The 25,179-nt window shown below is 50.2% G+C and carries 20 protein-coding genes, 2 tRNA genes and 1 pseudogene; 18 read left to right on the top strand and 5 right to left on the bottom strand.

Annotated features, from left to right (window positions below):
* Positions 1–103: 103 nt before the first annotated feature.
* From ACP158_RS13185 to ACP158_RS13155, 7 genes and pseudogenes are all read left to right on the top strand, one after another.
* Positions 104–634: a SixA phosphatase family protein gene (locus tag ACP158_RS13185; protein WP_424946573.1), complete on the top strand. Its 531-nt coding sequence runs from the start codon at positions 104–106 to the stop codon at positions 632–634.
* A 208-nt stretch (positions 635–842) separates the two neighbouring features.
* Positions 843–1,883, top strand: coding sequence for a recombinase RecA (gene recA / locus ACP158_RS13180; RefSeq protein WP_424946572.1), 1,041 nt, complete (start codon positions 843–845; stop codon positions 1,881–1,883).
* A gap of 22 nt (positions 1,884–1,905) precedes the next feature.
* Positions 1,906–2,418 carry a regulatory protein RecX gene (locus ACP158_RS13175; RefSeq protein ID WP_424946571.1) on the top strand — a complete coding sequence of 171 codons (513 nt, stop codon included), beginning with the start codon at positions 1,906–1,908 and terminating at the stop codon, positions 2,416–2,418.
* Between the two features lie 94 nt (positions 2,419–2,512).
* A complete protein-coding gene (gene alaS / locus ACP158_RS13170; protein WP_424946570.1) occupies positions 2,513–5,113 on the top strand; it encodes an alanine--tRNA ligase in 2,601 nt (866 codons plus the stop codon).
* 148 nt (positions 5,114–5,261) lie between these two features.
* A complete protein-coding gene (locus tag ACP158_RS13165; protein ID WP_424946569.1) occupies positions 5,262–6,491 on the top strand; it encodes an aspartate kinase in 1,230 nt (409 codons plus the stop codon).
* Positions 6,492–6,692: 201 nt separating this feature from the next.
* Positions 6,693–6,914: pseudogene (gene csrA, locus ACP158_RS13160) on the top strand (carbon storage regulator CsrA); the annotation flags it as partial.
* A 179-nt stretch (positions 6,915–7,093) separates the two neighbouring features.
* Positions 7,094–7,184: transfer RNA gene (locus ACP158_RS13155), tRNA-Ser, on the top strand.
* On the opposite strand, the gene ACP158_RS13150 is transcribed toward ACP158_RS13155, so the two are convergent.
* Positions 7,144–7,575: a (2Fe-2S) ferredoxin domain-containing protein gene (locus ACP158_RS13150; RefSeq protein ID WP_424946568.1), complete on the bottom strand. Its 432-nt coding sequence runs from the start codon at positions 7,573–7,575 to the stop codon at positions 7,144–7,146. The genes ACP158_RS13155 and ACP158_RS13150 overlap by 41 nt on opposite strands.
* Positions 7,576–8,211: 636 nt before the next feature.
* Between ACP158_RS13150 and ACP158_RS13145 the strand changes: the two genes are divergently transcribed.
* Together ACP158_RS13145 and glnK are read left to right on the top strand one after the other, a co-directional pair.
* Positions 8,212–8,288: transfer RNA gene (locus ACP158_RS13145), tRNA-Arg, on the top strand.
* Between the two features lie 44 nt (positions 8,289–8,332).
* Positions 8,333–8,671 (top strand): P-II family nitrogen regulator, encoded by a 339-nt coding sequence (gene glnK, locus ACP158_RS13140; protein WP_424946567.1) that lies wholly within the window; start codon positions 8,333–8,335, stop codon positions 8,669–8,671.
* 66 nt (positions 8,672–8,737) lie between these two features.
* On the opposite strand, the gene pyrE is transcribed toward glnK, so the two are convergent.
* Positions 8,738–9,385 carry an orotate phosphoribosyltransferase gene (pyrE, locus tag ACP158_RS13135; protein WP_424948471.1) on the bottom strand — a complete coding sequence of 216 codons (648 nt, stop codon included), beginning with the start codon at positions 9,383–9,385 and terminating at the stop codon, positions 8,738–8,740.
* A 169-nt stretch (positions 9,386–9,554) separates the two neighbouring features.
* On the opposite strand from pyrE, the gene ACP158_RS13130 reads away from it, so the two are divergent.
* Positions 9,555–11,108 carry an AmpG family muropeptide MFS transporter gene (locus ACP158_RS13130; RefSeq protein WP_424946566.1) on the top strand — a complete coding sequence of 518 codons (1,554 nt, stop codon included), beginning with the start codon at positions 9,555–9,557 and terminating at the stop codon, positions 11,106–11,108.
* Between the two features lie 60 nt (positions 11,109–11,168).
* Here the strand turns inward: ACP158_RS13130 and ACP158_RS13125 are convergent, their stop codons facing one another.
* The 3 genes from ACP158_RS13125 to ACP158_RS13115 all read right to left on the bottom strand — a co-directional run bounded on the left by ACP158_RS13125 (position 11,169) and on the right by ACP158_RS13115 (position 13,708).
* Entirely contained in the window at positions 11,169–11,741 is a 573-nt protein-coding gene (locus ACP158_RS13125) for a YggT family protein (protein WP_424946565.1), read from the bottom strand.
* Entirely contained in the window at positions 11,742–12,578 is an 837-nt protein-coding gene (proC, locus tag ACP158_RS13120) for a pyrroline-5-carboxylate reductase (protein ID WP_424946564.1), read from the bottom strand.
* A 359-nt stretch (positions 12,579–12,937) separates the two neighbouring features.
* Complete coding sequence (locus ACP158_RS13115) at positions 12,938–13,708, bottom strand: YggS family pyridoxal phosphate-dependent enzyme (RefSeq protein WP_424946563.1); 771 nt, start codon at positions 13,706–13,708, stop codon at positions 12,938–12,940.
* A 183-nt stretch (positions 13,709–13,891) separates the two neighbouring features.
* On the opposite strand from ACP158_RS13115, the gene argC reads away from it, so the two are divergent.
* From argC to ACP158_RS13075, 8 genes are all read left to right on the top strand, one after another.
* Positions 13,892–14,953, top strand: a complete 1,062-nt coding sequence (gene argC, locus ACP158_RS13110) for an N-acetyl-gamma-glutamyl-phosphate reductase (protein ID WP_424946562.1) — start codon at positions 13,892–13,894, stop codon at positions 14,951–14,953.
* A gap of 65 nt (positions 14,954–15,018) precedes the next feature.
* Positions 15,019–16,200: an aminotransferase class V-fold PLP-dependent enzyme gene (locus ACP158_RS13105; protein ID WP_424946561.1), complete on the top strand. Its 1,182-nt coding sequence runs from the start codon at positions 15,019–15,021 to the stop codon at positions 16,198–16,200.
* A gap of 81 nt (positions 16,201–16,281) precedes the next feature.
* The gene (locus ACP158_RS13100) at positions 16,282–20,007 is read left to right on the top strand and encodes an AsmA family protein (RefSeq protein ID WP_424946560.1); all 3,726 of its coding nucleotides are present in this window, start codon (positions 16,282–16,284) and stop codon (positions 20,005–20,007) included.
* Between the two features lie 6 nt (positions 20,008–20,013).
* Positions 20,014–20,667, top strand: coding sequence for a DUF938 domain-containing protein (locus ACP158_RS13095; protein ID WP_424946559.1), 654 nt, complete (start codon positions 20,014–20,016; stop codon positions 20,665–20,667).
* A gap of 473 nt (positions 20,668–21,140) precedes the next feature.
* Positions 21,141–22,550 carry a type I glutamate--ammonia ligase gene (gene glnA / locus ACP158_RS13090; RefSeq protein WP_424946558.1) on the top strand — a complete coding sequence of 470 codons (1,410 nt, stop codon included), beginning with the start codon at positions 21,141–21,143 and terminating at the stop codon, positions 22,548–22,550.
* A gap of 130 nt (positions 22,551–22,680) precedes the next feature.
* Positions 22,681–23,994 (top strand): FtsH protease activity modulator HflK, encoded by a 1,314-nt coding sequence (gene hflK / locus ACP158_RS13085; RefSeq protein ID WP_424946557.1) that lies wholly within the window; start codon positions 22,681–22,683, stop codon positions 23,992–23,994.
* A gap of 14 nt (positions 23,995–24,008) precedes the next feature.
* Complete coding sequence (gene hflC / locus ACP158_RS13080; protein WP_424946556.1) at positions 24,009–24,887, top strand: protease modulator HflC; 879 nt, start codon at positions 24,009–24,011, stop codon at positions 24,885–24,887.
* Between the two features lie 82 nt (positions 24,888–24,969).
* Complete coding sequence (locus ACP158_RS13075) at positions 24,970–25,158, top strand: DUF2065 domain-containing protein (protein ID WP_424946555.1); 189 nt, start codon at positions 24,970–24,972, stop codon at positions 25,156–25,158.
* The last annotated feature ends 21 nt before the right edge of the window (positions 25,159–25,179 follow it).

The following is a 25,179-nucleotide window of genomic DNA, read 5'->3' as shown; positions in this document are numbered from 1 at the left end:
TTTTTTATGACCTGGTTTTTTGTGACATGGGTTTTTTTTGTTATGTTGATGGCAGCAAGATCGGTTAAAATAGGTCGCGTATTCTACTTGGCTTTAACGACTGATGGCGAATAAACAACTCATTTTATTGCGACATGCCAAATCCGACTGGTATTCCAGCGCGCACAGCGATCACGCCAGGCCGCTTAATCATCGCGGTCGAAGGGATGCGCCAAAGGTCGGGCGCTGGCTGCGCGAACAGGGTTATGCGCCGCAACGCATCATCTGCTCAACGGCGCGCAGAACCAGAGAGACGCTACAACTGGCTTATGACTCGGCCGATTGGGGCGACCTCGCCACTGATATCAACATTGATTTTGACGACGCGCTGTATATGGCATCCGCATCCGCAATCGTTGATATCATTACTGAGAATTTAAGCGCGCATGATCGGCTGATGATAGTCGGGCACAACCCGGGCATGGATAGCGTGCTGCTTAGATATTGTCCCGACGTTACGATGCGCGAAAACCTGAGCGGCAAGTTGATGACCACTGCCGCAGTTGCCATCATACAATTTAGCGGCCAATTTAGCGGCGCGGATCTTGCAGATGCGGTATTGCTGGAATTTCAAAGGCCTGCAGCAATGGCATGAAGAAATGGCATGAAGAAATGGCATGAAGAAATGGCATGCCGTTAGCGCCCAATTCAGAGCGAATTCACGACTTGATTTATGCCGGATGCTGGTTCTAAATCACAGCATGTGGGATAATTCGGGGTTGTCTGCTCAACATAAACTAAACTAAACTAAACTAAACTAAACTAAACTAAACTAAACCTATTAACACGAGGAATTAAATTAAATGGATGAAAATAAACGCAAGGCGCTGGATGCGGCGCTGAGTCAAATTGACCGACAATTTGGCAAAGGATCGGTAATGCGACTCGGGGATTCTGATGTCGATCAAGACATACAATATTGTTCCACCGGGTCGCTGGGGCTTGACATCGCCTTAGGCATCGGCGGCCTGCCGCGCGGCCGGGTGACAGAGATTTACGGACCGGAATCATCAGGCAAGACCACGCTAACGCTATCGGTCATTGCCGAAATACAGAAACTCGGCGGTACCGCTGCGTTCATCGATGCGGAACATGCCCTGGATCCAGCCTATGCTGCAAAACTTGGTGTGAACATCGACGACTTGCTGGTGTCGCAGCCGGACACCGGCGAGCAGGCGCTGGAAATTGCCGACATGCTGGTGCGCTCGGCGGCCGTGGATGTGGTGGTGATAGATTCTGTTGCTGCGCTGACGCCAAAAGCCGAGATCGAAGGCGATATGGGCGACCACCACGTCGGCTTGCAGGCGCGATTAATGTCGCAGGCATTGCGCAAGTTGACCGCCAACATCAAGCGCTCCAACACCATGGTGATTTTCATCAACCAAATCCGCATGAAGATCGGCGTGATGTTCGGCAATCCGGAAACCACCACCGGCGGTAACGCGCTTAAATTCTATGCTTCCATTCGTCTGGATATTCGCAGAATTGGCGCCGTCAAAAAGGGCGACGAGATCTTGGGCAACCAGACTCGAGTCAAGGTGGTTAAAAACAAAATTGCGCCGCCGTTCAAGAAAGCCGAATTTGATATTCTTTATAACGAAGGAATTTCAAAGCACGGCGAACTTGTCGACCTTGGCGTGGAAGTCGGCTGCATCGAGAAATCCGGGGCCTGGTATTCTTACGGCGCCGACCGCATTGGTCAGGGGCGCGACAATGTTCGCGAGTTCCTCAAGGAAAACCCGGCCATGGCGGATGAAATTGAAGCCATCATTCGGGACAAGAAATCGATCAAAACGACCCGTGTCCAAGCCGCCGCTAAACCCGAAGAAGTGGCTGAGAAATAGCCGAGATATAAATAGCAATTCCTTGAACCAAAACAATTATTCGGATAATTATTCGGAATCTTCTCAATCGCAGACCGACGAGTTAATCCGCCTGCTGAAAGACCAGGCATGCCGATTATTGGCGCGCCGGGAATACAGCGCATTTGAACTGCGCCAGAAATTTGCGCAGTTGGTGCCGCCGCCGATTCGCGCTCAAATACTGGATGACCTGCTGGATAACATGCTGGATGACTTGATGCGGCGGGGAATGCAATCGGACGCGCGGTTTGCGGAGATGCTGTGTCGTTCGCGATTTAACGGCGGCAAGGGGCCGGTCAGACTCAAACACGAACTCAATAAGCATAACATAAATCCGGATTTAATCGAGCGCGCCATGGCGGTTTATCAAGGGCAATGGGCGGCATCGGCGGCTCAGGTGCGGCGCAGAAAATTCGGCGACCACGCGCCGGCGAGTTATGCGGAATGGGCCAGGCAAGCGCGCTTTTTGCAGCAGCGCGGATTCACTGCGGAGCAAATTGAATCGTATGGCGAATAAACTTAGCCACGCGAAAACTTCGCGGCGCAGACTACATCAGCATATTCACCGCAAAATCTTTGCGCTATTGACGACATCATCTGCACTCTAAGCCATGAAAACCACCGAAATTCGGCAGCGATTCATCGAGTATTTTGTCAAGCATGGGCATGAAGCCGTGCTTGGCAGTTCGCTGGTGCCGGGCAACGACCCGACTTTGTTGTTCACCAATTCGGGCATGGTGCAGTTTAAGGATTTGTTGTTGGGGCGTGAAACCCGCGCCTACACGCGGGCGGTCACTTCACAACGATGCGTAAGAGCCGGCGGCAAGCATAACGATCTGGAAAATGTCGGCTATACCGCGCGTCACCATACTTTCTTTGAGATGTTGGGCAACTTCAGTTTTGGCGATTATTTCAAAAGCGATGCCATACGATATTGCTGGGAATTGCTGACCGTTGAGTTCAAGTTGCCGCCGGAGAAACTTTGGGTAACGGTTTTTGAGGACGACGATGACGCGGAGTCGATTTGGATAAATGAAATTGGCATGGCCAAGGAGCGGATAACCCGGAAAGGGGCAAAAGACAACTTCTGGCAGATGGGCGACACCGGGCCTTGCGGCCCCTGCGCGGAAATTTTTTACGACCATGGCGCCGAGGTAGCCGGCGGCCCGCCAGGGTCGCCTGAACAGGACGGCGATCGTTTCGTGGAAATCTGGAACTTGGTGTTCATGCAGTATAACCGCAACCGCGACGGCCAACTTGAGCCGCTGCCAAAACCTTCTGTGGACACGGGCATGGGGCTGGAGCGCATCGCCGCGGTGTTGCAGGGGGTGCACAGCAACTATGACATTGATTTGTTCCAAAACCTGATCGGCGCCGCCGCGGATATTTTGCAAGTCAAGGACAGCGCGCATAAATCGTTGCGCGTCATCGCCGATCACATTCGCTCGACCGCGTTTTTGATCGTTGACGGCGTGATCCCGTCTAATGAAGGGCGCGGCTATGTGCTGCGCCGGATTATTCGCCGAGCCATTCGCCACGGCTATCAACTCGGCTGCAAAAAAGCGTTTATGCATAAATTGGTGGCGCCGCTGGTCGATGAAATGGGCGCGGCCTTCCCCGAGTTAGCGGCCTCCGGCAAGCGGGTTGAACGGGCGCTAAAACAGGAAAACGAAAAATTTAATGAAACACTGGAGCAGGGATTAAAGATGCTTGCTCAGGAAATCGACAGGCTGCCAGGCGATGTCTTATCTGGCGAGACCGTATTCAAGTTATACGACACCTTCGGTTTCCCCGCGGATTTAACCGCCGATATCGCTCGGGAACATGGATTGCGCATCAATCAAGATGAGTTTGAATCCGCTATGCAGGCGCAACGCCAGCGCGCCCGCTCAGCCAGCCAGTTTACTGCGGGAGACCAGATCGGGATTGACGGATTGGAGCGCACCCCATTTGTCGGCTACCAGAATCTGAACTATGAGGCTGAGGTCGTTGCATTATTAAAAGACCAGCAAGCGGCGCAAAAATTAGAGCAGGGCGAACAGGGTATTGTGGTGCTGTCCGAGTCGCCGTTTTACCCGCAAAGCGGCGGTCAAGTCGGCGATCAAGGATTGATCACGCTGCCCAACGGGGTGTTTAAGGTTACCGATACTCAATACATTGCCAACAAGGTAATTGCTCAATTCGGTCGGGTAGTTTCGGGAGTAGTCGAGTTAAAGCAAACAGGCCAAGCCGAGGTTGAAGCAAACAGACGTCATTTAAGCGCCAACAACCATTCCGCAACCCATTTATTGCACGCGGCATTGAAATCCGTGCTTGGGCCTCATGTTGAGCAAAAGGGCTCGTTGGTTGAACCGCAGCGATTGCGTTTTGATTTTTCCCATTTCGAGCCGCTTAGTCGCGCGCAACTGATTGAAATTGAGTCTTTGGTGAATCAAAATATTCGCGCCAACCATCAGGTCAGCGTGGATATTATGCCGCTGGACCAGGCAAAATCCGCCGGCGCCGCGGCGTTGTTTGGCGAGCAATACGATGCCGAGGTGCGCGTCGTGCGCATGGGAGAATTTTCATTTGAGTTGTGCGGCGGCACCCACGTCAATCGCACCGGCGATATCGGCTTGTTCAAAATCAACGCCGAGTCCGGCGTGGCCGCAGGGGTGCGACGTATTGAAGCGCTGACCGGTGAATCGGCGGAAAGACATGTCAGCAAACAACTCGAAGCATTGGACAAAGCGACTGCCGCATTAAGGACCACGCCTGCCGATCTTCCGCAGCGGGTAAAATTCATGCTGGAAACCCAAAAGCGGCAACAGCGTCAAATCCAGTCTTTGCAAACCCGGTTGGCGACTGGCGGCGCGGCCACCGATGTTGTTAAGGAAATTCGGGGGGTTAAAGTGGTCGCTATTCGTCAGGATGATGCGGATGTGCAATCGATGCGTATGGCGGTTGACCAATGGCGCAATAAACTGCAAAGCGGCGTGGTGCTGGTGGCCGGCGCCAGTAACGGCAAGGTCACATTGATAGCCGGGGTCAGCAAGGATTTGAGCCCGCAGTTGCCGGCCGGGAAATTAATTCACAAAATATCAGCGCTGGTTGACGGCAAGGGCGGCGGCAGCCCGAATCTGGCTCAAGCCGGGGGCACGAACGTCCAGGGTATAGAACATGCGATTGAAGCGACTTATCGGTGGGTGGAAGATTCGATCAAGGGCGATTGAAAACCATGCCCGCGTTGTGCATTCAAGTATTCCGCACAAGTATTTCACGCAAGCATTCCTGAGCGAACCCATCCAAACCAATTTGCGCGCTTTACTTTTATCTTGAGAACAGTTTAAATCCCGCGCCATTTTTACCGATAAACCAACCTTGGCTTTAATTGTCGAAAAATACGGCGGCACCTCCGTCGGCTCTGTGGAGCGCATAAATGCGGTCGCGCAAAATGTTGCCGCCAGCGTGAACAGCGGCGACCAACTGGTGGTCGTGGTTTCCGCAATGAGCGGCGAAACCAATCGGTTGATTGAGTTGGCCAAGGCGATTTGCGCGCAGCCGTGCCCAAAGGAAATGGATGTGCTGACCGCCACCGGCGAGCAAGTCACCATTGCGCTATTATCATTGGCGCTTCAGCACATCGGCATTTCGGCATGTTCCTATGCCGGACATCAGCTTCCAATTCGCACCGACAGCGTCCATGGCAAAGCCAGAATTGAGCATATCGACACCGACCGGGTGCATGCTGATCTGGATAATGGCAAGGTGGTGGTGGTGGCCGGGTTTCAGGGCATCAGCGAGGAAAACAAAATAACGACTCTGGGGCGCGGCGGCTCCGACACCACCGCGGTGGCGTTGGCGGTTGCGCTTAACGCCGACGAGTGTAGAATATTCACCGATGTCGATGGCGTCTACACCGCTGATCCCAGAATGGTCATGGATGCCAAGCGGTTGGATAGCATTACCTTCGAGGAAATGCTGGAGTTATCCGGCGCCGGGGCGAAAGTGATGCAAATTCGCGCGGTGGAATTCGCCGGAAAGTACAATGTTCCACTACGGGTGCTGTCATCATTTGAACCCGGCCCGGGAACCCTGATTACCTACGAGGACAAAAATATGGAACAACCCTTAATTTCCGGCATCACCGCGGTTGAAAATGAAGCGAAAATAACCGTTCGCGGAGTTCCGGACAAACCCGGCATTGCCTACAGCATCCTGGGACCGATTTCCGCGGCCGACATCAATGTGGATATGATTGTCCAAAATGTCGGGACTGACGGATTAACCGACTTGACATTCACGATAAATCAGGAGGATTTGCAGAAAAGCATGGATTTGCTGGAACCTGTGGTCAAGGAATTAAATGCTGAAACCGTGGTCGGCGACACTAATCTAGCGAAGATTTCCGCTGTTGGCGTGGGTATGCGCTCTCACGCAGGCATAGCGACCGCTATGTTTCGCGCCTTGTCGGAAAAGGGGATAAATATTCAGATGATTTCCACCTCTGAAATCAAGATTTCTGTTACCATCGACAAAGAATATACCGAACTCGCGGTGCGGACACTTCATAAAGCGTTTGCGCTGGAACAAATTGGCGCACATCGATGAAGTTTTTAGGATAAAGTTTTGCGGCGAAGTTTTTAGGCGGCAATTGAAAGCTTGGTGGATATTCCATGCTTCCCGTTTTGACATCCGGTTTGACGTCCGGGGAGCCTGGAGGTTGTTGCGATTCGGCGAATAGGGTGTCGGAACAGGGTATCGGAATAGGGTATCGGTGAAATTGAAATCTATAATTAGGAGCAGAGAAAAATGTTAATTCTTACTCGCCGTATAGGCGAATCGGTTTACATCGGAGACGATGTTCGATTAACCGTTTTAGGCGTGCGTGGAACTCAGGTTCGAATCGGTATCAATGCGCCCAAAGAGATACCGGTTCATCGCGAGGAGATATACTATCGCATCAAGCATGAACAAGCGGCTGGTCACGGCCATGATAACGGTCCTGATAATGGTCATGATAATGGTCATGATAACGGGCATCAGGGCAATCAATCCGATGACGCGGGCAATCAATCGGATGATGCGGCAGATGATTATGATGATGACGACCAACTGGATCCGGAAGAGGGTGATCCGCGCAACGCATAACCCCGGCAACCTTGCACTGTTTTGGCTTGCCGTCGGTCCGATAATGCAAGTTAGATAGTACGGGAGAGATGGCCGAGCGGCTGAAGGCGCTCCCCTGCTAAGGGAGTATACGTTAATCGCGTATCGAGGGTTCGAATCCCTCTCTCTCCGCCACCCGCGCAAGCGGCTGGGCGACGATCACATATTCCGCTACTGCGCGCCCGCCGATCAAGTGCTCCATAATAATTCTTTCAAGCACCTGCGGCGTGCAAGAGTGATACCAAATACCCTCCGGGTAAACCAGGGCGATGGGTCCATGGACGCAGATTTGCAGGCAGTTTGCCTTGGTTCGGAAAATTCCTCCCTGTTTAACCAGATCGAGTTCTTGTAGCCGGGCTTTCAAATAATTCCACGATTCAAGACTTTTGTCTTTTAGCGAGCATTTTGGCTTGGTTTGATCGCAACACAGAAAGATATGGCGCTCAATGCGATTAACCTTGAGGTCATCCACAGCGGCGGCAAGATTTTTCTTGCGGTTTGCTATTCTGCGGGCTTCGGGGTTCACGGTTAACGTCTTTGATTGGTGGATTAAATATTTTCGGCTGACCATGGCCGATCATGGCCGATTATGGGGATCATCAGTGTGCTGACTATACGACAGTGTCCGGGTTCACCACATATGAGACAAAATCAGGCCGCCAAGGTAGGTTGCCGATAATACGCCATCGGCGTCATTAAATCCAAACTATCGTGTGGTCGGCATGATTATAGGCACACTGGTAATTGACCAGTTCCTGGTTGATCGCGGTCACCGTCAACGGCTCTCGGAAGTGAGGCTTCAGCCTCGCCAAGCCATTGCCAGGATGGCGGGACTAAAGTCCCGCTTCCGACGCCGCCGGCCTGACCTGCTTTAAGCGCACTAGCCGAGCCGGGTGGCTGCGGCACTCATCATAACCGTCATTATCGGGCCTGACCCAATAATCCAGTGCGACACATGCGGCGCAGCCGCGACATTTTATTGAATACGGATAATCATTGACTGGAGCGTTATGTGCAAAGGAGATGTCAGCTTATCGCTAACAGTTAACCGTCCACTGCTTGATTATTATTCCCGGAATCAAGCTATAAAGTGCGGTACAGTCACTTTATTGCCATTGAAATAACATCACAATTTCGGTACTGTTAGACCAATGACCAAGTTGCGCCCGTAGCTCAGTGGGATAGAGTACCTGGCTACGAACCAGGGGGTCGGGAGTTCGAATCTCTCCGGGCGCGCCATTAAATATGACCCGAAATATCACCTGTTGCCTGAAAAAATTTTGATGAAACTCATCACCGCCATCATCAAGCCGTTCAAACTGGACGAGGTCAGGGATGCGCTTTCGGAAATAGGCGTGCAGGGAATGACCATAACCGAAGTCAAGGGATTTGGACGACAGAAAGGACATGCCGAACTGTACCGTGGCGCGGAGTACGTGGTGGATTTTGTTCCAAAAGTCAAACTTGAAGTCGCGGTGTCAAGCGATAGGCTGGATCAGGTGGTGGACGCCATTGTGCAGGCTTCGCAAACCGGCAAGTTGGGGGACGGCAAAATCTTTGTCTATGATTTGGACCAGGCGATTCGAATCAGGACCGGTGAACTGGATAATGATGCGTTGTGATGTTTGCAATGATATTTGCCATGGGCGATTAATTCTTGCGGCGACATAACGATCGGCGGCACGCCATCATCTGCTTCCATAAGCATCACGGTAGGCGGCGACGGCATCATAATATTGTCGATATGCCTGAGTCGACTGCAGATAATCGACCAAATCGTCCAGCTTCAATAGCGATAATACCGGCACATTGTATTGCCGCTCGATTTTTTGAACAGCGGAGTGAGTGTCGCCATCGGCGATTTCCTGGCGATCCAAGGCGATGGCGATTGCACAGGGTTTTGCGCCGGCTGATTTAATGATTTTGACCGATTCATCGATCGATGTTCCCGCGGTGATGACATCGTCAACGATGACCACGTCGCCGTTAAGCGCGGCGCCGACTAGGTTGCCGCCTTCGCCATGATCCTTGGTCTCCTTGCGATTGAACGCATAGGCGACGTTGCGTTGTTGGCGGTTCGCCAGCTGTATCGCAGTGGCGGCGACCAACGGGATGCCTTTGTAAGCCGGGCCATAGAGCATGAAATCATTTTTTAGTTTATCCGATAGGAGTGCGGCGTAGCACGTTGCGAGTTGCCCCAAAAGCGCGCCGGTATTGAATAGTCCGGCGTTAAAGAAATACGGACTGACGCGGCCGGATTTCAGGGTGAATTCACCGAAATGCAAAATGTTGTTTTGAACGCAGATAGCGAGGAGTTCGGCTTTCAAATTGGACATGAATTTAGAAATTTCCAAAAGTATACGGTTTAGTGGATAGTATAGGATACTTGCGTGCCAATTGGTCTGTCGGCGGCAACGATGAAACGAGCCGCATAAGCCAGATCAAAAACATGACCAGAATCAAACATCCCTGAGTACAAACATGAGTACAAACCTGAGTACAAACATGAGTACAAATTTTCACGCACAAAATCTCAACTGGAAAGATTCGTTGCGCGCTTTTTCCCATCCTCGGGTGGTCACCATGTTGTTTCTGGGTTTTTCAGCAGGGCTGCCGTTGTGGTTGATATTCTCCTCGCTGTCATTTTGGTTGCTGGAAGCGGGCATAGATCGTTCCGTGGTCACGTATTTTAGCTGGGCTACCTTGGGCTACTCATTCAAGTTTGTCTGGGCGCCTTTGGTTGACAATTTACCGTTACCGATTTTGACCCGCGCGCTCGGCCGGAGGAGAAGCTGGATTTTGTTCGCCCAGGCGTTGGTGGTAGCTGCTCTTGTATTGATGGCCAATCTGGATCCCGCAGCCGATCAAACAAACTTGATTTATTTAGCTCTGGCCGCAGTGATGCTTGGTTTTTCTTCCGCCACTCAGGACATCGTTATCGATGCCTACCGCATCGAATCCGCTGGCGTTCAGTTACAGGCATTGATGTCAGCAACTTATATCGCCGGATACCGTATTGGCATGTTAGTCGCAGGCGCAGGCGCACTCTATCTGGCAAGTTATTTCGGCTCTACCACTGATGCGTATTCGTTTTCCGCCTGGCACAACACCTACTTGCTGATGGCGGCGTGCATGATTGTAGGCGTTGCCACGACCTTGTTGATGCCGGAGCCGGAGGCTTCCAAACCCCGCTCGCATTCAAACTCGCGGCATAGCGCTCAGGCGGTGACGCTGTTTATTTTTTGTGTGTCGGGTTTCATTGTAGCGTATGTTTATTCCGCCGAAGCGGGCGCAAACCTGAAAATATTTGTGATGGAATTAACCAACAACAAGGGGCTGGCAGGATTCATTGTCGAATGCTTGAAATTAACGCTGGGCCTGTTTGTTGCATTTGCTATCGCGACATTGCTGATAAAAACCCGTTTGGTTGAGGCCTCGATCCTTCAAGGGCTTTACTTAAACCCGGTGCGGGATTTTTTTCAGCGCTACGGCATGCATAGCGCGATATTGCTGTTGGCGTTGGTCGGGCTTTATCGAATTTCGGATATCGTCTTAGGCGTTGTGGCCAATGTGTTTTACTATGATCTGGGATATTCAAAAAACGAAGTTGCCACCGTAGCGAAGGCATTTGGATTGGGCATGACGTTGTTCGGCGGATTTCTCGGTGGCTTGATGTCATTGCAATTCGGGGTGCTGCGAATATTGCTGTTAGGCGCGATTTTGTCCGCCGCAACCAACTTGCTGTTTATGATATTGGCGAAGTTGGGTTACAACATGACAATGTTATACCTGGTAATCGGCGCGGATAATTTAAGCGCGGGAATAGCCAGCGCCGCTTTCGTTGCATTTTTGTCGGCACTCACCAATATAAAGTTCACGGCCATGCAGTTTGCGATATTCACTTCATTGATGACCTTGATACCCAAAGTGCTGGGCGGTTACTCGGGAAGCATGGTCAACGAAGTCGGTTATGCGCAGTTCTTTTTGATTACCGCGATTCTCGGGCTGCCGGTGATTCTGTTGATCTTATTGATCTCCCGGAATTCCAGATTTTCCTGAGCAGAAAAAAGCCCCAAGAAAAAAACCTGAGAAAAAACCCGAGAAAAAGCCCGGAGAAAGCTAGAAAAAAAAGCTGCGCCCGAAATCGGTAATTGGGAGTATCACCAGTCTCTGGATCAGGTTCAATGCCAGCAAAGCCAGCAGCGGCGATAGGTCGAGGCCCTGAATCGGCGGCAGAATTTTTCTGAACGGCCGGATCAGCGGATGGCTCATGCTGTTGATTAAATGCGCGACCGGGTGTTGCGACACCGGCGCCACCCAGCTCAGGATGGCGCTGCCGATAATGACAATAATGAAAGTCCAGGCGATGGTATTGAGAACTTCGGCAAGAGTGATCACCAGTGTTCCGGGAATGTTAAACGGATAACCCGACAGGGCGAGCAGCAAACCGGTTTTAATCAGCCCAATGATCAGAATCAGCGCGACCACCGACAGGTCCATGCCGTACAGTCCCGGGATGAAGCGACGCAATATTTTTAAGGGCGGACTGGTTGCAATAATAATAAATCGGGAGATAGGATTGCGAAAATCCACTTGCAGCAACTGAAACAGAAAACGCAGTATGACCGCGGTCAAATACAATCCCACTATGGTTTCAATGACAAAATTCAACGCATTTTGCAGGTACGGCATTTACATTGCCCCCAGCGTTTTTGCCAGCTCGGCGGATTTTTCAATGGCGGCATTAACGCCGAGGGTGATGGCCTCATCGATACCGTGTTGCTCCATAGTCAATAATGCCGCCTCGGTGGTGCCGCCCGGCGAGGTGACCTGGCGGCGCAACTCAGCCGGTGAATGCGCGCTATCGGCCGCCAGTTTGGCGGCGCCCAATGCGGTCTGCAACACCAGCGTTCTCGCGGCCGCGCGGCTCAGACCATGCGATTCCGCCGCCGTGATCATGATTTCCATCAGTTTGAAAAAGTAGGCCGGGCCACTGCCGGAAATTCCGGTGACCGTATCCATATCGCTTTCGTTATCGACCCATATCACCGCTCCCACGGCTTGCATGACTTGCGCCGCGGCTTGCTTGTGCGCACTGCTGGCATGTGCATTGGCGAGCAATCCAGCGACCCCGCAATTCACCAGCGCCGGGGTGTTGGGCATCGCCCGCACAAAAGGTGCTTCCTGTCCAATCCATTGCATGATATCGCTGGCTCTGATGCCGGCGGCAATGGATATGATTAAAGGATTATGTTCAACCAATGCTGCGCGAATCGATTCCACCGCTTGTTTTAATACCTGCGGTTTTACCGACAACACAACGATATCGGCCTGGCTGACGCATTTTTCGTTGTTTTCGTAAATCGCAATGCTAAATTGCTGTGCCAGTAAATCACGCTGCACTTTTGACGGGTCTGACGCAAAAATATTTTTCGCGTGCCAGCCAGAGGAAATCAATCCCCCAATAATGCTGCGCGCCATATTGCCTCCCCCAATAAATGCGATGCGGTTGTTTGCGGATGGGTTCATTGCGAATTTCTCTAAAGGGCGTCCGGGTTCACCACATATGAGACAAAATCAGGTCGCCACGGTGGGTTGCCGATAATACGCCATCGGCATCATTAAATCCAAACTATCGTGTGGTCGGCATGATTATAGGTCCACTGGCAATGGACCAGTTCCTGGTTGATCGCGGTCACCGTCAACGGCCCTCGGAAGTGAGGCTTCAGCCTCGCCAGGCCATTGCCAAGATGGCGGGACTAAAGTCCCACTCCCGACGCCGCCGGCCTGACCTGCTTTAAGCGCACCAGCCGGGCCAGATTAACAGTCTCTTATGTGTCTGAGCCCGGACAGCACATCCTTGCGTTCATCAGGACACTCGGAATTCATCATGCCTGTGTCGGACGAGGACCGAAAATTGCCGTCCCTATTCGTATTTGTGTCGCACCTTCCAGAATGGCCGCTTGCATGTCGTCGGTCATGCCCATCGACAGTTGATCCAGATTGAAACCCTGTTGGTTGAGTTGTTCAAGGGCTATTCTGCACCGCCTGAAAATAGCCCGCTGTTTTTCAAAATCGGGTTCTATTTCAGGAATAATCATCAGCCCGCGAAAATTTAAGTTTGGCAGTTCGCGCACCGCGTTTGCCAACTGCGGAAGTTCATTTAAGCAGACACCGGATTTGGATAATTCCTGTTGTAAATTGAGTTGAATTAAAACCTTTAATGGGGGTCGGTCGCCTCTGTGTTGATTCAATTTTTCAGCAACTTTTGTGCTGTGTACGGTGTGAACCCAGTCGAAACACTCGGCGATCTTTGTGCATTTTCTGCTTTGTATATGGCCTATGAAATGCCAACAAATGTTATTTTCGACTCCCCTGTTTTCCATAGCCAGGTTTTCAAGGGCAAGGTTCACTCGGTCAATTTTTTCAACCCCTTCCTGCACATAGTTTTCCGCGAAATCCCGATGCCCCAGCTTAATCAGTTCAACCACTTTCTCAGCATTGTGGCGCTTGCTCACTGCAATCAATTTTACCGTTGATACTCGGCCTTGATATTGGTTCGCATACTCCGCCACCGCGTCCAGCGTTCGCTGATATCTTTTAGCCAGAGGTGGTTGTTCTACGGACATATTATTGCGGGTGATTTGTTCTATGGGCAACTTTCAATTTAATTTGAAGGTATACTAATAGCCATCAAAAATGCACGGTTACTGCTGCTATTGTTTGATTCTATCAGAGCTGCTGCAAGTTTAATGACACATAAAACATAGAAATTCGGGATAAAAAATTGGATTTATCTGAACTATTCGCCTTTTCGGCAAGCAACATGACTGCCTGAAACGATGGAAAAATTGACCTCGATAAAGATCGGAATTATGGGTGGCACCGGTTATACCGGCATTGAGCTGCTGCGAATTCTCGCTAATCATCCTTATGCCCAGGTAACGGTCGTCACCTCGCGTGCCGAGTCCGGGCGATCGGTATCCGCGTATTTTCCTTCTTTAATGGGTCGCTGCGATATCACATTTTCTGATCCGGATCATTGTGATTTGACCCAGTGCGATGTGGTGTTTAGCGCGACGCCAAAAGGGGTGGCCATGCGCCATGCCGAACAATTACTCGCCGCTGGCGTCAAGTTCATCGATTTATCAGCGGATTTCAGATTGCAGGATGTGGCCGAATGGGAGGCCTGGTATGGCACGAAACACCATTGCCCGAAATTGATTTCCCAGGCGGTATATGGGTTGCCGGAAATTTACCGAGAGCGGATTAGCGAGGCCCGGTTGGTGGCCAATCCGGGCTGCTATCCCACGGTCGTGCAACTTGGTTTTCTGCCCTTGCTGGAAAATAATTTAATTCAAACCGATGGCCTGATTGCCGATGTAAAATCAGGGGTTTCAGGGGCCGGCCGAAAAGCCGCCTTGGCGACATCATTCGCCGAAGTTTCGGATTCATTCAAGGCTTATGCCGTTTCCGGTCACCGCCATTTTCCCGAGATTAAGCAAGGGCTGCAAGCCATCAGCAACCAGGCCGTGGAGCTGATATTCACCCCGCACCTGCTGCCCATGATCAGGGGAATTCATGCGACTTTGTACGCACGGCTAACCGATGAAAGCAATCATTTAACCATCAATCAGATTCAGTCCATCTTCGAAAGACGTTTTGAGCATGAACCCTTTGTTGATGTGCTGCCATCAGGCTCTCATCCAGACACAAAAAATGTGCGCGGAAGCAACCGTTGCCAGATCGCCATTCATCGGCCGCAAGAGGGCAGGACTATCGTGGTGCTTGCTGTAGAAGATAATCTTGTCAAAGGTGCGGCCGGTCAGGCAGTTCAGAACATGAATTTAATGTTCGGTTTCGGTGAAACCTGTGGCTTGCAGGACCTTGCGCTGGTGCCTTAACAACGCTTGCAGAGCAACGTATTGCTAAAAAATGACGTGAACACCAGAGCAATTCGGAGATTAATGTGGAACTGGATATAGAACAAATTCGGCGACACACGCCAAGTTGTGAAAACATGATTCATTTCAACAATGCGGGTTGTTCGTTGATGCCTGAACCGGTGAGCAATAAGGTTCTTGAATACCTGGCGCAGGAACAGCAATTCGGCGGCTATGAAACAGGACGCCGCAGAAAAGATGAATTAGAAGGGTTTTATGCCTCCGCAGCAAAATTGATTGGCTGCAAGCCTGATGAAATCGCATTCTGCGACGGCAGCACCCGTGGTTGGCAACATTTTTTCCATAGCCTTCGATTAAATTCCGGCGACAGGATTATTACCACTCGGGTTGACTACGGCAGCAATATGGTTGCTTACATACAAATGGCGCGGACTAAAGGCGTAAAAATTGATTTTATCGCAACCGATGACAAGGGTGATCTGGACCTTGAAAGCCTGAAAGGCTTGATCAACGAAAAAACCAAACTGATTTCAATTAGCCATATTCCAACCGGTTGTGGAATGGTTAATGATGCACAAGCGGTGGGCGCGGTTGCGGCACAAGCCGGCATCCCGTATTTGCTGGATGCCTGTCAGTCTATCGGGCAATTGCATCTGCAGGCTGAAAAAATCGGCTGCACCGCATTGTCCGCAACCGGGCGAAAATATTTGCGCGGGCCCCGAGGAACCGGCGTTTTGTATGTTGCGAGAAGTTATTTTGAAACGGCGGAACCCCTGTTTCTGGAGCAACAAGGCGTTAATCTGATCGACCACAGTCATTATGAACTGGTTGACAGCGCGCGACGATTCGAGAATTTTGAATGTCACATGGCGGGGAAATTAGGGTTGGCGGCGGCTATGGACTATGCCGATGAAATAGGCATGACCCCTATCCAAAATCGTATTTACAAATTGGCGAAAATTTGTCGTCAACAACTGATAAACATCCCAAAAGTTACCGTTTATGATCGTGGGGCGGTGCAATGCGGCATTGTGACATTTGCTGTCAATGGCCAACATCCGTCCGAAACCAGAAGCAGGCTAAGCGAACATAAAATCAATATCTGGGTTTCTGCAGGCCCAGGCAGCCTGGTTGATTTCCAGAATCGGGGAATCGATGCACTGGCCAGGGCATCGCTGCACTATTACAACACTGAAGACGAAATCGAAAAATTTTGTGATGTCATTGCCAGGTTAGCGCAACGATAAATTATATTGTTAACATACTTTGGCGCTGGAAATCGCATAAAGATCGGTCGCGATTTTTAAGCGCAAATACAATGTCGTATCATGTCGTATAAGGCAAAAATAATTATTTCCGTGGCCGCCATCGTCTTGCTTATACCGCTGGCGGCCACGGTGTTTTTGAATCAAAGCGATGTACAGCATGCAATCGAATCGTATGTGGAATCGAAAACCGGCCGGGCATTTACCATTGCCGGCGGCTTGGGCGCAGAATGGAGCCTGTCCCCGACGATTTACGCGCAGCAGATCAGGCTTGCAAACAGCAGTTGGGCGCGAACGCCGTTTGCTTTTACCGCAGACAAATTAACCCTTTCGCTTTCTTTTGCGGAGTTGCTGCGCGGTAAGTTGACGGTCACCGCCATCGAATTGGACCAACCGCAATTGTGGATTGAGCGGAATTCTGAGACGAAAATATTTAATCTTGATTTAAGATCACCCAACAAGACCTCCAACAAGACCGCTAAAATGAGCCGATTATTCCCGGCTTGGGTGGCCATAGAAGCGCTGACTATTCGTAATGGCCGGATATTCTATTTTCGTAAAAACCGCGACTGGGAATTTAGCATTGACCATGCCAGCGTAACATCAATGGGAGCCAATCGACCTACTCGCATTGAGGCCTCGGGCGAAGCCGAAAAAACCGCCATTTCGATGTCAGGAGAATTAGGCAGCCTGGAATCATTGTTGCGCTTTCGCGAATCGCCGGTCGCGCTCAGCGGATACGTTGGCGCGCCCGCCAATCAAGTTTCGATTTCCGGCGTGATCCAGAATTTGTTTCTATGGCATGGATTGAATCTTTGGATCGATGCCAACGTAACCAATTTAGCCGATTTGTCAAACTTGTTCGGGTTTTGGTTGCCGCCATATAGAAATATCTCGGCACGATGGGAATTGATTCAACCGGAAACGCCCAGAACGATGCGAGTGGAGTCCTTGAATCTGGCATCATCGGAGCACGGATTGCAGGCTTACGCGGAGGGGGAAATCGGGCAATTGATAGGATTTAATGAAGTGGATATTAGATTTAATGCCACCGGAAATCTTGATAGGGAAATCATATCGCCAAGTATCAGTCATCAAGCGAAGCTGGAAACCGTCATTGCCGGAAGCGTTTTCGGCGACCGGAGAAATTTAACCCTCAATATAGAGCATGCGGAAATTGTTGCCGAGGGCATCAGCGTCCATGCGGCTGGCGCAGTTGCCAATGCGCTCAACGACTGGTCGGCGCCCTTGCCGCTGGAAATGACAATAGAGAGCCCGGACTCACTGGTCAGGCTATTTGACCGGCCTGAGGGAGCGTCCGCGGGATTGTGGTGGCCTGACACGCAAGCGATAAAAGTCGTGGCCAATCTTAATCGTCGGGCATCGAGTTTTGATTTGATGGCCATTAAAATATCAAGCGACAAAATAGCAAGCACCGCGGAAAGTTTAAATCTAAATGCAACAGGAAAAATAAATGACCTGGGCTCGGGCCAAATGGGTGAAATTGAGTTCGCTGCCGTGATCAATCAGGAGATGCTGAGTCAAATTCACCCCTCCAGGTTGCTGGCATTGGTTGATGAATTATCACTGGTTGGAGCAGTTTTAATTAAAGGTTCATCGGTGGAGTTGTCTAATCTTGAGATTCGCGGACAGGGCGATGGGGTTCAACTAAGCGGCCTTGGCTCGGCCGGAAATTTGTTAAAATTTCGGGATTTTCAAATGGATATGCAGTTGGGTGTAAACAGTCTCTCGAAACTTGAGTCGCTGGCCAATCGCAAGTTGCCCAAGGCCGGGCCTTTGAATATGACTGGCGTATTGAAGCAGGATGCTGCAGGAAAATTCAATCTCAACAAAATTACCGCAACTCTGGTTGACCCTGATTTAACGATTGATATTGATGGTCAAATCCTTGAACTTGGGGATGCGCCAAACATCAATCTGAATATAGGATTGAGGCTGGATTCCGTCGCTCCCATTGATGACATGTATCCAAATCTCCCGTTTTCTGGCTGGTTATCTCAGTTACTGCCTTTGAACGGCAGCGCTCAATTATCGGGTCAAGCCGTTGTGGGTGAATCTGGTGGCTACTCACTCAAGAAAATAAACGTGGCCACGCTATCCGATAAATTCAGCGGACAGATTTCCGGACGCCTGGACAATTTATTTGTGAATAATTTATCCGTGACTAATTTATCCGCTAAGGCGCCTGTGCCATCGAGTGATTTGCTCGACCGGCTTGCTCAAACATTATCCGGCAGATTGTCAATGGCATTGTCGGGGATTGCAGACCCTGAATTTATAGCCGCCGTGGATGTTCCAGTGTTAAATCCCGCTATGCTGTCCGGCGACTTGTCCGGTTCTATGGATATTGTGTTCGCGGATGGCGGCGTTGGTTTGGAAAACATCGATTTCAATATAAATTCAGAGCATGTCATGCTCAATGCCAGTGGCGCATTTAGCCAGATTTCTCCATTACAAGCAGATGAATTTGAGTTGAAATTTGATGCCAAGTCGCTGGCAGCCATCGTGCGCAGCACCGATTTACCCTTGGTATGGGATAATCCTGCGCAGGGGACGATCAGTTTTAAAAATAGTGATAATACCCAGAATATCTCGCTTGATATTGAAATAGCAGGCAATGATCTTTCAGGGAAAATGGGTTTTATTCATTCAAAAGCGGACGCAGAAGCAGGCGACGCTGCAGTTGTGAAAAGAAACTATTGGGCGGAACTGGTTTCGAAAAATTTTGATTTAACCGAGTTGTTAGTCGAAGGCGATGATGCGGATAAGTTTTTCTCCGAGACTCCGCTGAAACTCGATGGGTTGATGGATACCCAGGCGCAAATAAATTTTAGTGCTGAACATTTCAAGAGCACCAGCTTTATTTTGGATGATTTCCAAGCCACAATCTCAGTTGACAATGGACATCTGGTTACCACAGTAAGCGGAGAAAGCAGCCAGGGGTCGATTAACGCAAATCTTGCACTGGCGCCAAAAAGTCAAGACAGGCAAAATCAAGACGGGCAGAATAAAACAGGGCAAAAATTCAATGCACATCTCGATGTTAACGGTGAGCATGTTGATTTTTCCGCGCTGACCAAACTGGGAAAATCAGTTGCTGACGATGCCGGCGTATTTTCCGTGGCTATTAATCTCGATGGAACAGGCGGCTCTGTTTCAGAAATCGCCGGCAACGCCACCGGCTCGGTATTGTTGGAGTTCAGCGGGGCGCAAATTAAAAACGATAGTCTGCAACGCCTTGGCGGGGATTTATTTCTGGGATTGTTTGATGCGATCAATCCGCTGAGTCAACAAGACGAGTATCTGGACATTGAATGCGGGGTGATTCAATTTAATGTGGATAATGGCGTCGCGCAAACAGAGCATGGCTTGGCGTTAAAAACTACCGTGGTCACATTGCTTGGCGGTGGCGAGATCAAACTGGGTGATGAGAAATTAAAACTGGTCATTAGACCAAAAGCCAGAAGAGGTTTCGGAATCAATGTTAACTCCATTGCAAAAATGATTCGAGTGGGCGGCACCATGAAGCATCCTCGAATCGAAGCAGACCCTAAAGGGTTGGTGGAATCCGGTATCGCCTTAGGTGCGGCTATCGCCAGCGGCGGGCTAAGCCTGCTCGCGCAAGGGTTGTATGATAAAACCCGCGCCAATGCAGATGTATGTCGGATGGCGCGAAACAGCGGGGCGAGTAGCGCAAGCGGAACAGACGCCGCCGAAAATGATGCCAGCAAAAATGACGCCGACGTCGATAACGAAGCATTCAAATAGATCAATATGAAGCCATTTTCACAGGCTTGCGAAAATAATAAACAACCTATTCTTGAGGTATTGAAAAATTATTTTGCCAAGGCCTCGCGCGTTCTGGAAATCGGTTCCGGCAGCGGTCAGCATGCCGTGTTTTTTGCGAAGAATTTGCCTGGGCTATTTTGGCAAACCAGCGACCAGGTTCAGTTTCATCCGGGCATTAATCTTTGGATAGCCGATGCTGCATTAGATAATATTGGCAAGCCCATCGCCCTTGACGTGCGACAAAAGGAGCAATGGCCAGCCGGTAAACAGGACAACAAACATAATTTGGGCACCAAATTTGATGGCGTTTTCAGCGCCAATACCGCGCATATCATGGGCTGGGATGCGGTGGTGGAAATGTTCAGAGGAGTGGGGTGTCTGCTACTGGATAATGGACTGTTTATCTTGTATGGGCCGTTCAACCGCAATGGAGAATTCACCAGCCCAAGCAACCAAAAATTTCATGGCAGTCTGCTCTGCCAGGACTCACAGATGGGAATTCGGGATGATCGCGCCATTGTCGCCCTGGCGAATCGAAATCAACTGTCGCTGATTGACGATGTGGCCATGCCCGCGAACAATCGAATGCTGGTTTTCTCCAAGTGTTTTTATGCTCCCTCAGTAAAATCAGCACTATAAAATTACCCGGCGCAAATATAGTGCATCGGGGTAATGTTCGGGCTCAGACACATAAGAGACTGTTAACCCGGACCGGCTGGTGCGCTTAAAGCAGGTCAGGCCGGCGGCGTCGGAAGTGGGACTTTAGTCCCGCCATTTGCAATGGCTTGGCGAGGCTGAAGCCTCACTTCCGAGGGCCGTTGACGGTGACCGCGATCAACCAGGAACTGGTCCATTACCAGTGGACCTATAATCATGCCGACCACACGATAGTTTGGATTTAATGACGCCGATGGTGTATTATCAGCAACCCACCGTGGCGACCTGATTTTGTCTCATATGTGGTGCACCCGGACAGTAATAATATGTTTTGGGATAGGGTATATTCCATAATATTAAAGTTGGCATTATTCAGAGCTCCCCAATAGTTAAATTGCAGGGGATTTCTGGTATTTGAACCGAGGTTATTTAGAGGTTATTTAGAGGTTATTTATATGTCTGTAGCAGACGCGTTGAAATTAATAAAAGAAAGCAAGGCGAATTTTGTCGATTTGCGATTTACCGATACGCTGGGCAAGGAGCAGCATATCACCTTGCCGACCGGCATGGTGGATGAAGAGTTATTTGAAGACGGCAAGATGTTTGATGGATCGTCAATTTCCGGATGGAAAGCAATAAACGAATCCGACATGATTCTGATGCCTGATCCGGCCAGCGCAGTAGTGGATCCATTTACCCAGGATGCCACCGTGAATTTGCGCTGTGATGTTATTGAACCCGCAGATATGCAAGGCTATGACCGGGACCCCAGATCCATCGCTAAACGTGCCGAGGCTTATTTGACTTCAACGGGAATTGGTGATACCGCTTACTTTGGTCCGGAAAACGAATTCTTTTTATTTGACGCCGTGCATTGGGCAAACGACATGAGCGGCGCGTTTTACGACATCGATTCATCCGAAGCCGCCTGGAACAGCGCGAAAGAATACGAAGACGGTAACATCGGCCACAGGCCCGGTATCAAAGGCGGGTATTTCCCGGTTGCGCCAGTGGATAGCCAAGCCGATGTCAGGAGCAAGATGTGCTTGACTATGGCGCAAATGGGGTTGGGTGTGGAAGTTCATCACCATGAAGTGGGAACTGCGGGACAAGCAGAAATCGGCTGCAAATTTAATACGCTGGTCGCAAAAGCAGATGAAGTGCAAATTTTCAAATATGTGGTTCACAATGTCGCGCATGAGCACGGGTTGACGGCAACCTTTATGCCTAAGCCCGTGGTCGGCGACAATGGTAGTGGTATGCACGTTCACCAATCCATATCCAAACGCGGCAATAACATTTTTTCCGGCGATCAATACGGCGGTTTAAGCGATCAGGCGTTGTATTACATTGGCGGAATTTTCAAGCACGCCAGGGCGATCAATGCTTTTGCCAATGCCAGCACCAATAGTTACAAACGGCTGGTGCCGGGTTTTGAAGCCCCGGTATTATTGGCTTATTCGGCCTGTAACCGCTCTGCCGCCTGCCGCATTCCATATGAGTCAAATCCACAAGGTCGGAGGATTGAAATCCGTTTTCCCGATTCAACGGCGAATCCTTATTTGGCATTTTCAGCAATGCTGATGGCCGGGCTGGATGGGATTCAGAACAAAACCCACCCCGGCGAGCCTGGCGATAAGGACTTGTACGACCTGCCGCCAGAACAGGAAAAAAATATTCCTACCGTGGCTCACGGCTTGGATATTGCCCTGGAAGCGCTTGATCGTGGCCGCGATTTTTTGCTGGTTGGTGGCGTATTTAGTAATGATTCGATTGACGCTTACATCGATCTGAAAATGGAGGAGGTGAATCGCCTTAGAATGGCGACTCATCCGATTGAGTTCGAAATGTATTACAGCGTTTAACGTCAATAGCCGACCGAAATAATGCTGCAACTCTATCGATATTTAGCCGAGATTTAGCGTAGTATGGATCGTTAAATTTTAAACCATTGTGATACAATCACCAACTTACTCAATATTGCGGGACTAAACAATGCCTTGGAATGAATCCGGATCAAACCGACCCGAATCAAATCAATCTGGAACGGACGGTAACAACGATGACCCATGGAATCAGCGCGGGAATCAACGTGGGAATCAGCGTAATCGTAGTGGACATAGCCGCCAACAGCGGCCGCCTGACCTGGACGAAATGTTTCGTCAAGCAAAAGAGCGTATAGATAATCTGTTTGGTCGTCGAACAGGCGGTGGCGGCGGCAATGGCGACAGCCGCGCTGGCGGCGGCAGGGCCGGCGGAAACGGCCTGATTATACTATTGCTGGTTATCGGCCTGGGATTTTGGGTTTTTACCGGCGTTTATACCGTCGATCAAGGTGAACAGGCCATCGAGTTGCGCTTTGGAAAATATACCGAAACCAATGATGCCGGACTACATTGGCATATCCCCACCCCGTTTGAATCCGTTGAAATAGTAAATACTCAAAACGTTAACACTGTGGAAGTGGGTTATCGCAAGGGCAGTAGATCGATTCAATCGGTGCCCCGTGAAGCACTGATGCTTACTCAGGATGAAAACATTATCGATATTCATTTTGCCGTGCAATATGATATTAAGGATCCCACCGATTTATTGTTCAATGTCAGTGAGTACAACTCTCGGGATCTTGCCGACAGTGTCGTGCGACAGGCAACGGAAAGCGCGGTGCGGGAAATCGTTGGTCGCAATACCATGGATTTTGCCATTACCGAGGGACGCGCGCAGTTGGCATCAGAAGCCAAATCGCTGGTACAAGATATTCTCGATCGTTATCAGACCGGCATTAATGTTCGTACCGTTGAGATGCAAAATGCGCAACCGCCGGAACAGGTCAAGGATGCATTTGACGATGTGGTCAGGGCGCGAGAGGATGAGCAGCGGTTGAAAAATCTTGCCGAAGCATATGCCAACGATATCATCCCCAAGGCGCGCGGTTTCTCGGCGCGAATCCTGCAGGAAGCGGATGCCTATAAGGCCTCAATTATAGCCAAGGCGGATGGTGAAACGGCGCGTTTTGATCAGGTGTTGAGCGAATATAGCAAGGCGCCGGATATCACCAGAGATCGTCTTTACCTGGAAACCATGGAACAGGTATTTAGTCGTTCCAGTAAAATGATTATCGATCAGCAGAGCGGTGGTAACACTGTCATGTATTTACCGCTCGATCAATTGTTAAAAAATCGAAGCCAGCTGTCAGAAGAAAGCGGTCTGTCAAATCAGGGCGGCGTCAATCGCTCGGCTGGCAATCAGGTAACTAATCGTTCTTTAAGATCGACCGACCGAAGCGTTGATCGCACAGTGAGACAATAATCGGGGCAATAATCATGAACGCTAAATTAACACTCCTTCTTGCACTTGTTGCGATTGTCGGAGCCATCGTTTTTTCCGCGGCATACTTTGTCGATGAACGGGAAAAGGCCATCGTCTTCAAGTTTGGCGAGATTGTGCAATCCGATGTCAAACCTGGACTGCACTGGAAAATTCCATTCATTAACAATGTCCAGTACTTTGATGCCCGGGTGCAAACTATGGATGCTGATCCAGAGTTGTATTTAACCCGCGAAAAGAAAAATCTGGTGGTCGATTCGTTCGTGAAATGGAAGATCAGGGATGTGCACCAGTATTACACGAGATTGAAAGGCCGCAAGGAGAACGCGAGATCGCGCTTGTCGCAACGCGTGAACGACAGCCTGCGTCAGGAGTTCGGCAAGCGTACCGTGCAAGAAGTAATCTCCGGGGATAGAAAGCAAATTATGGAAGTGGTGCAGAAAATTATGAATGAAGAAGCGGCGACGCTGGGAATAGAAATTATAGATGTGCGCTTGAAAAGAGTGGATCTGGATCCAGCGATTAGCGAACGGGTATATCAACGCATGGCCGCAGAGCGGCAGCGCGTGGCCAAAGAGTTGCGCGCGCAAGGCGAAGAGGCGGCCGAAAAAATTCGCGCCGATGCCGACCGTCAACGGGAAATTTTGCTGGCCAATGCCGACCGCGATGCGCAGATTATCCGCGGTGAAGGCGACGCCATAGCAACCGCGGCTTACGCCGCCACATTCGGCAAAGATCAGGAGTTTTATAATCTGTACCGCAGTCTTAATGCATACCGAGACAGCTTTAACAGCAAACAGGATTTAATCATAGTCGATCCCAGTTCAGCGTTTTTCAAGTATTTCAAGGGTTCGGAAGCGGCTGCAGCCAACTAGTTTTTGCTTGATTATTCGCCGTTCGATTCAGGGTTCAATCAAGGGCCGGTTTAACATTGCGTTTAAAATTTAATGCCGGGCGTTGAACTGGGAAGACCTGCTGGCCGCGTTCGCCTTGTATTTGATTCTGGAAGGGTTTACCCCGTTTTTCAGCCCGGCCGCATTTAAGCGCATTATGCAAAACTTGATCACGGCGCCGGAATCCGCGCTCAGAAACATTGGATTGGGAAGCATGGTTGCGGGCGTGGTTTTGTTGTATTTCGTGCGCTAGAAATAGCCTTGCATCAAATAG

The organism is Candidatus Spongiihabitans sp., from assembly GCF_965247905.1.
Lineage (GTDB): Bacteria > Pseudomonadota > Gammaproteobacteria > Arenicellales > Poriferihabitantaceae > Spongiihabitans.
Note: the sequence above shows the minus strand (reverse complement) of the source record. Positions and strands in the feature narration are given on the sequence as shown.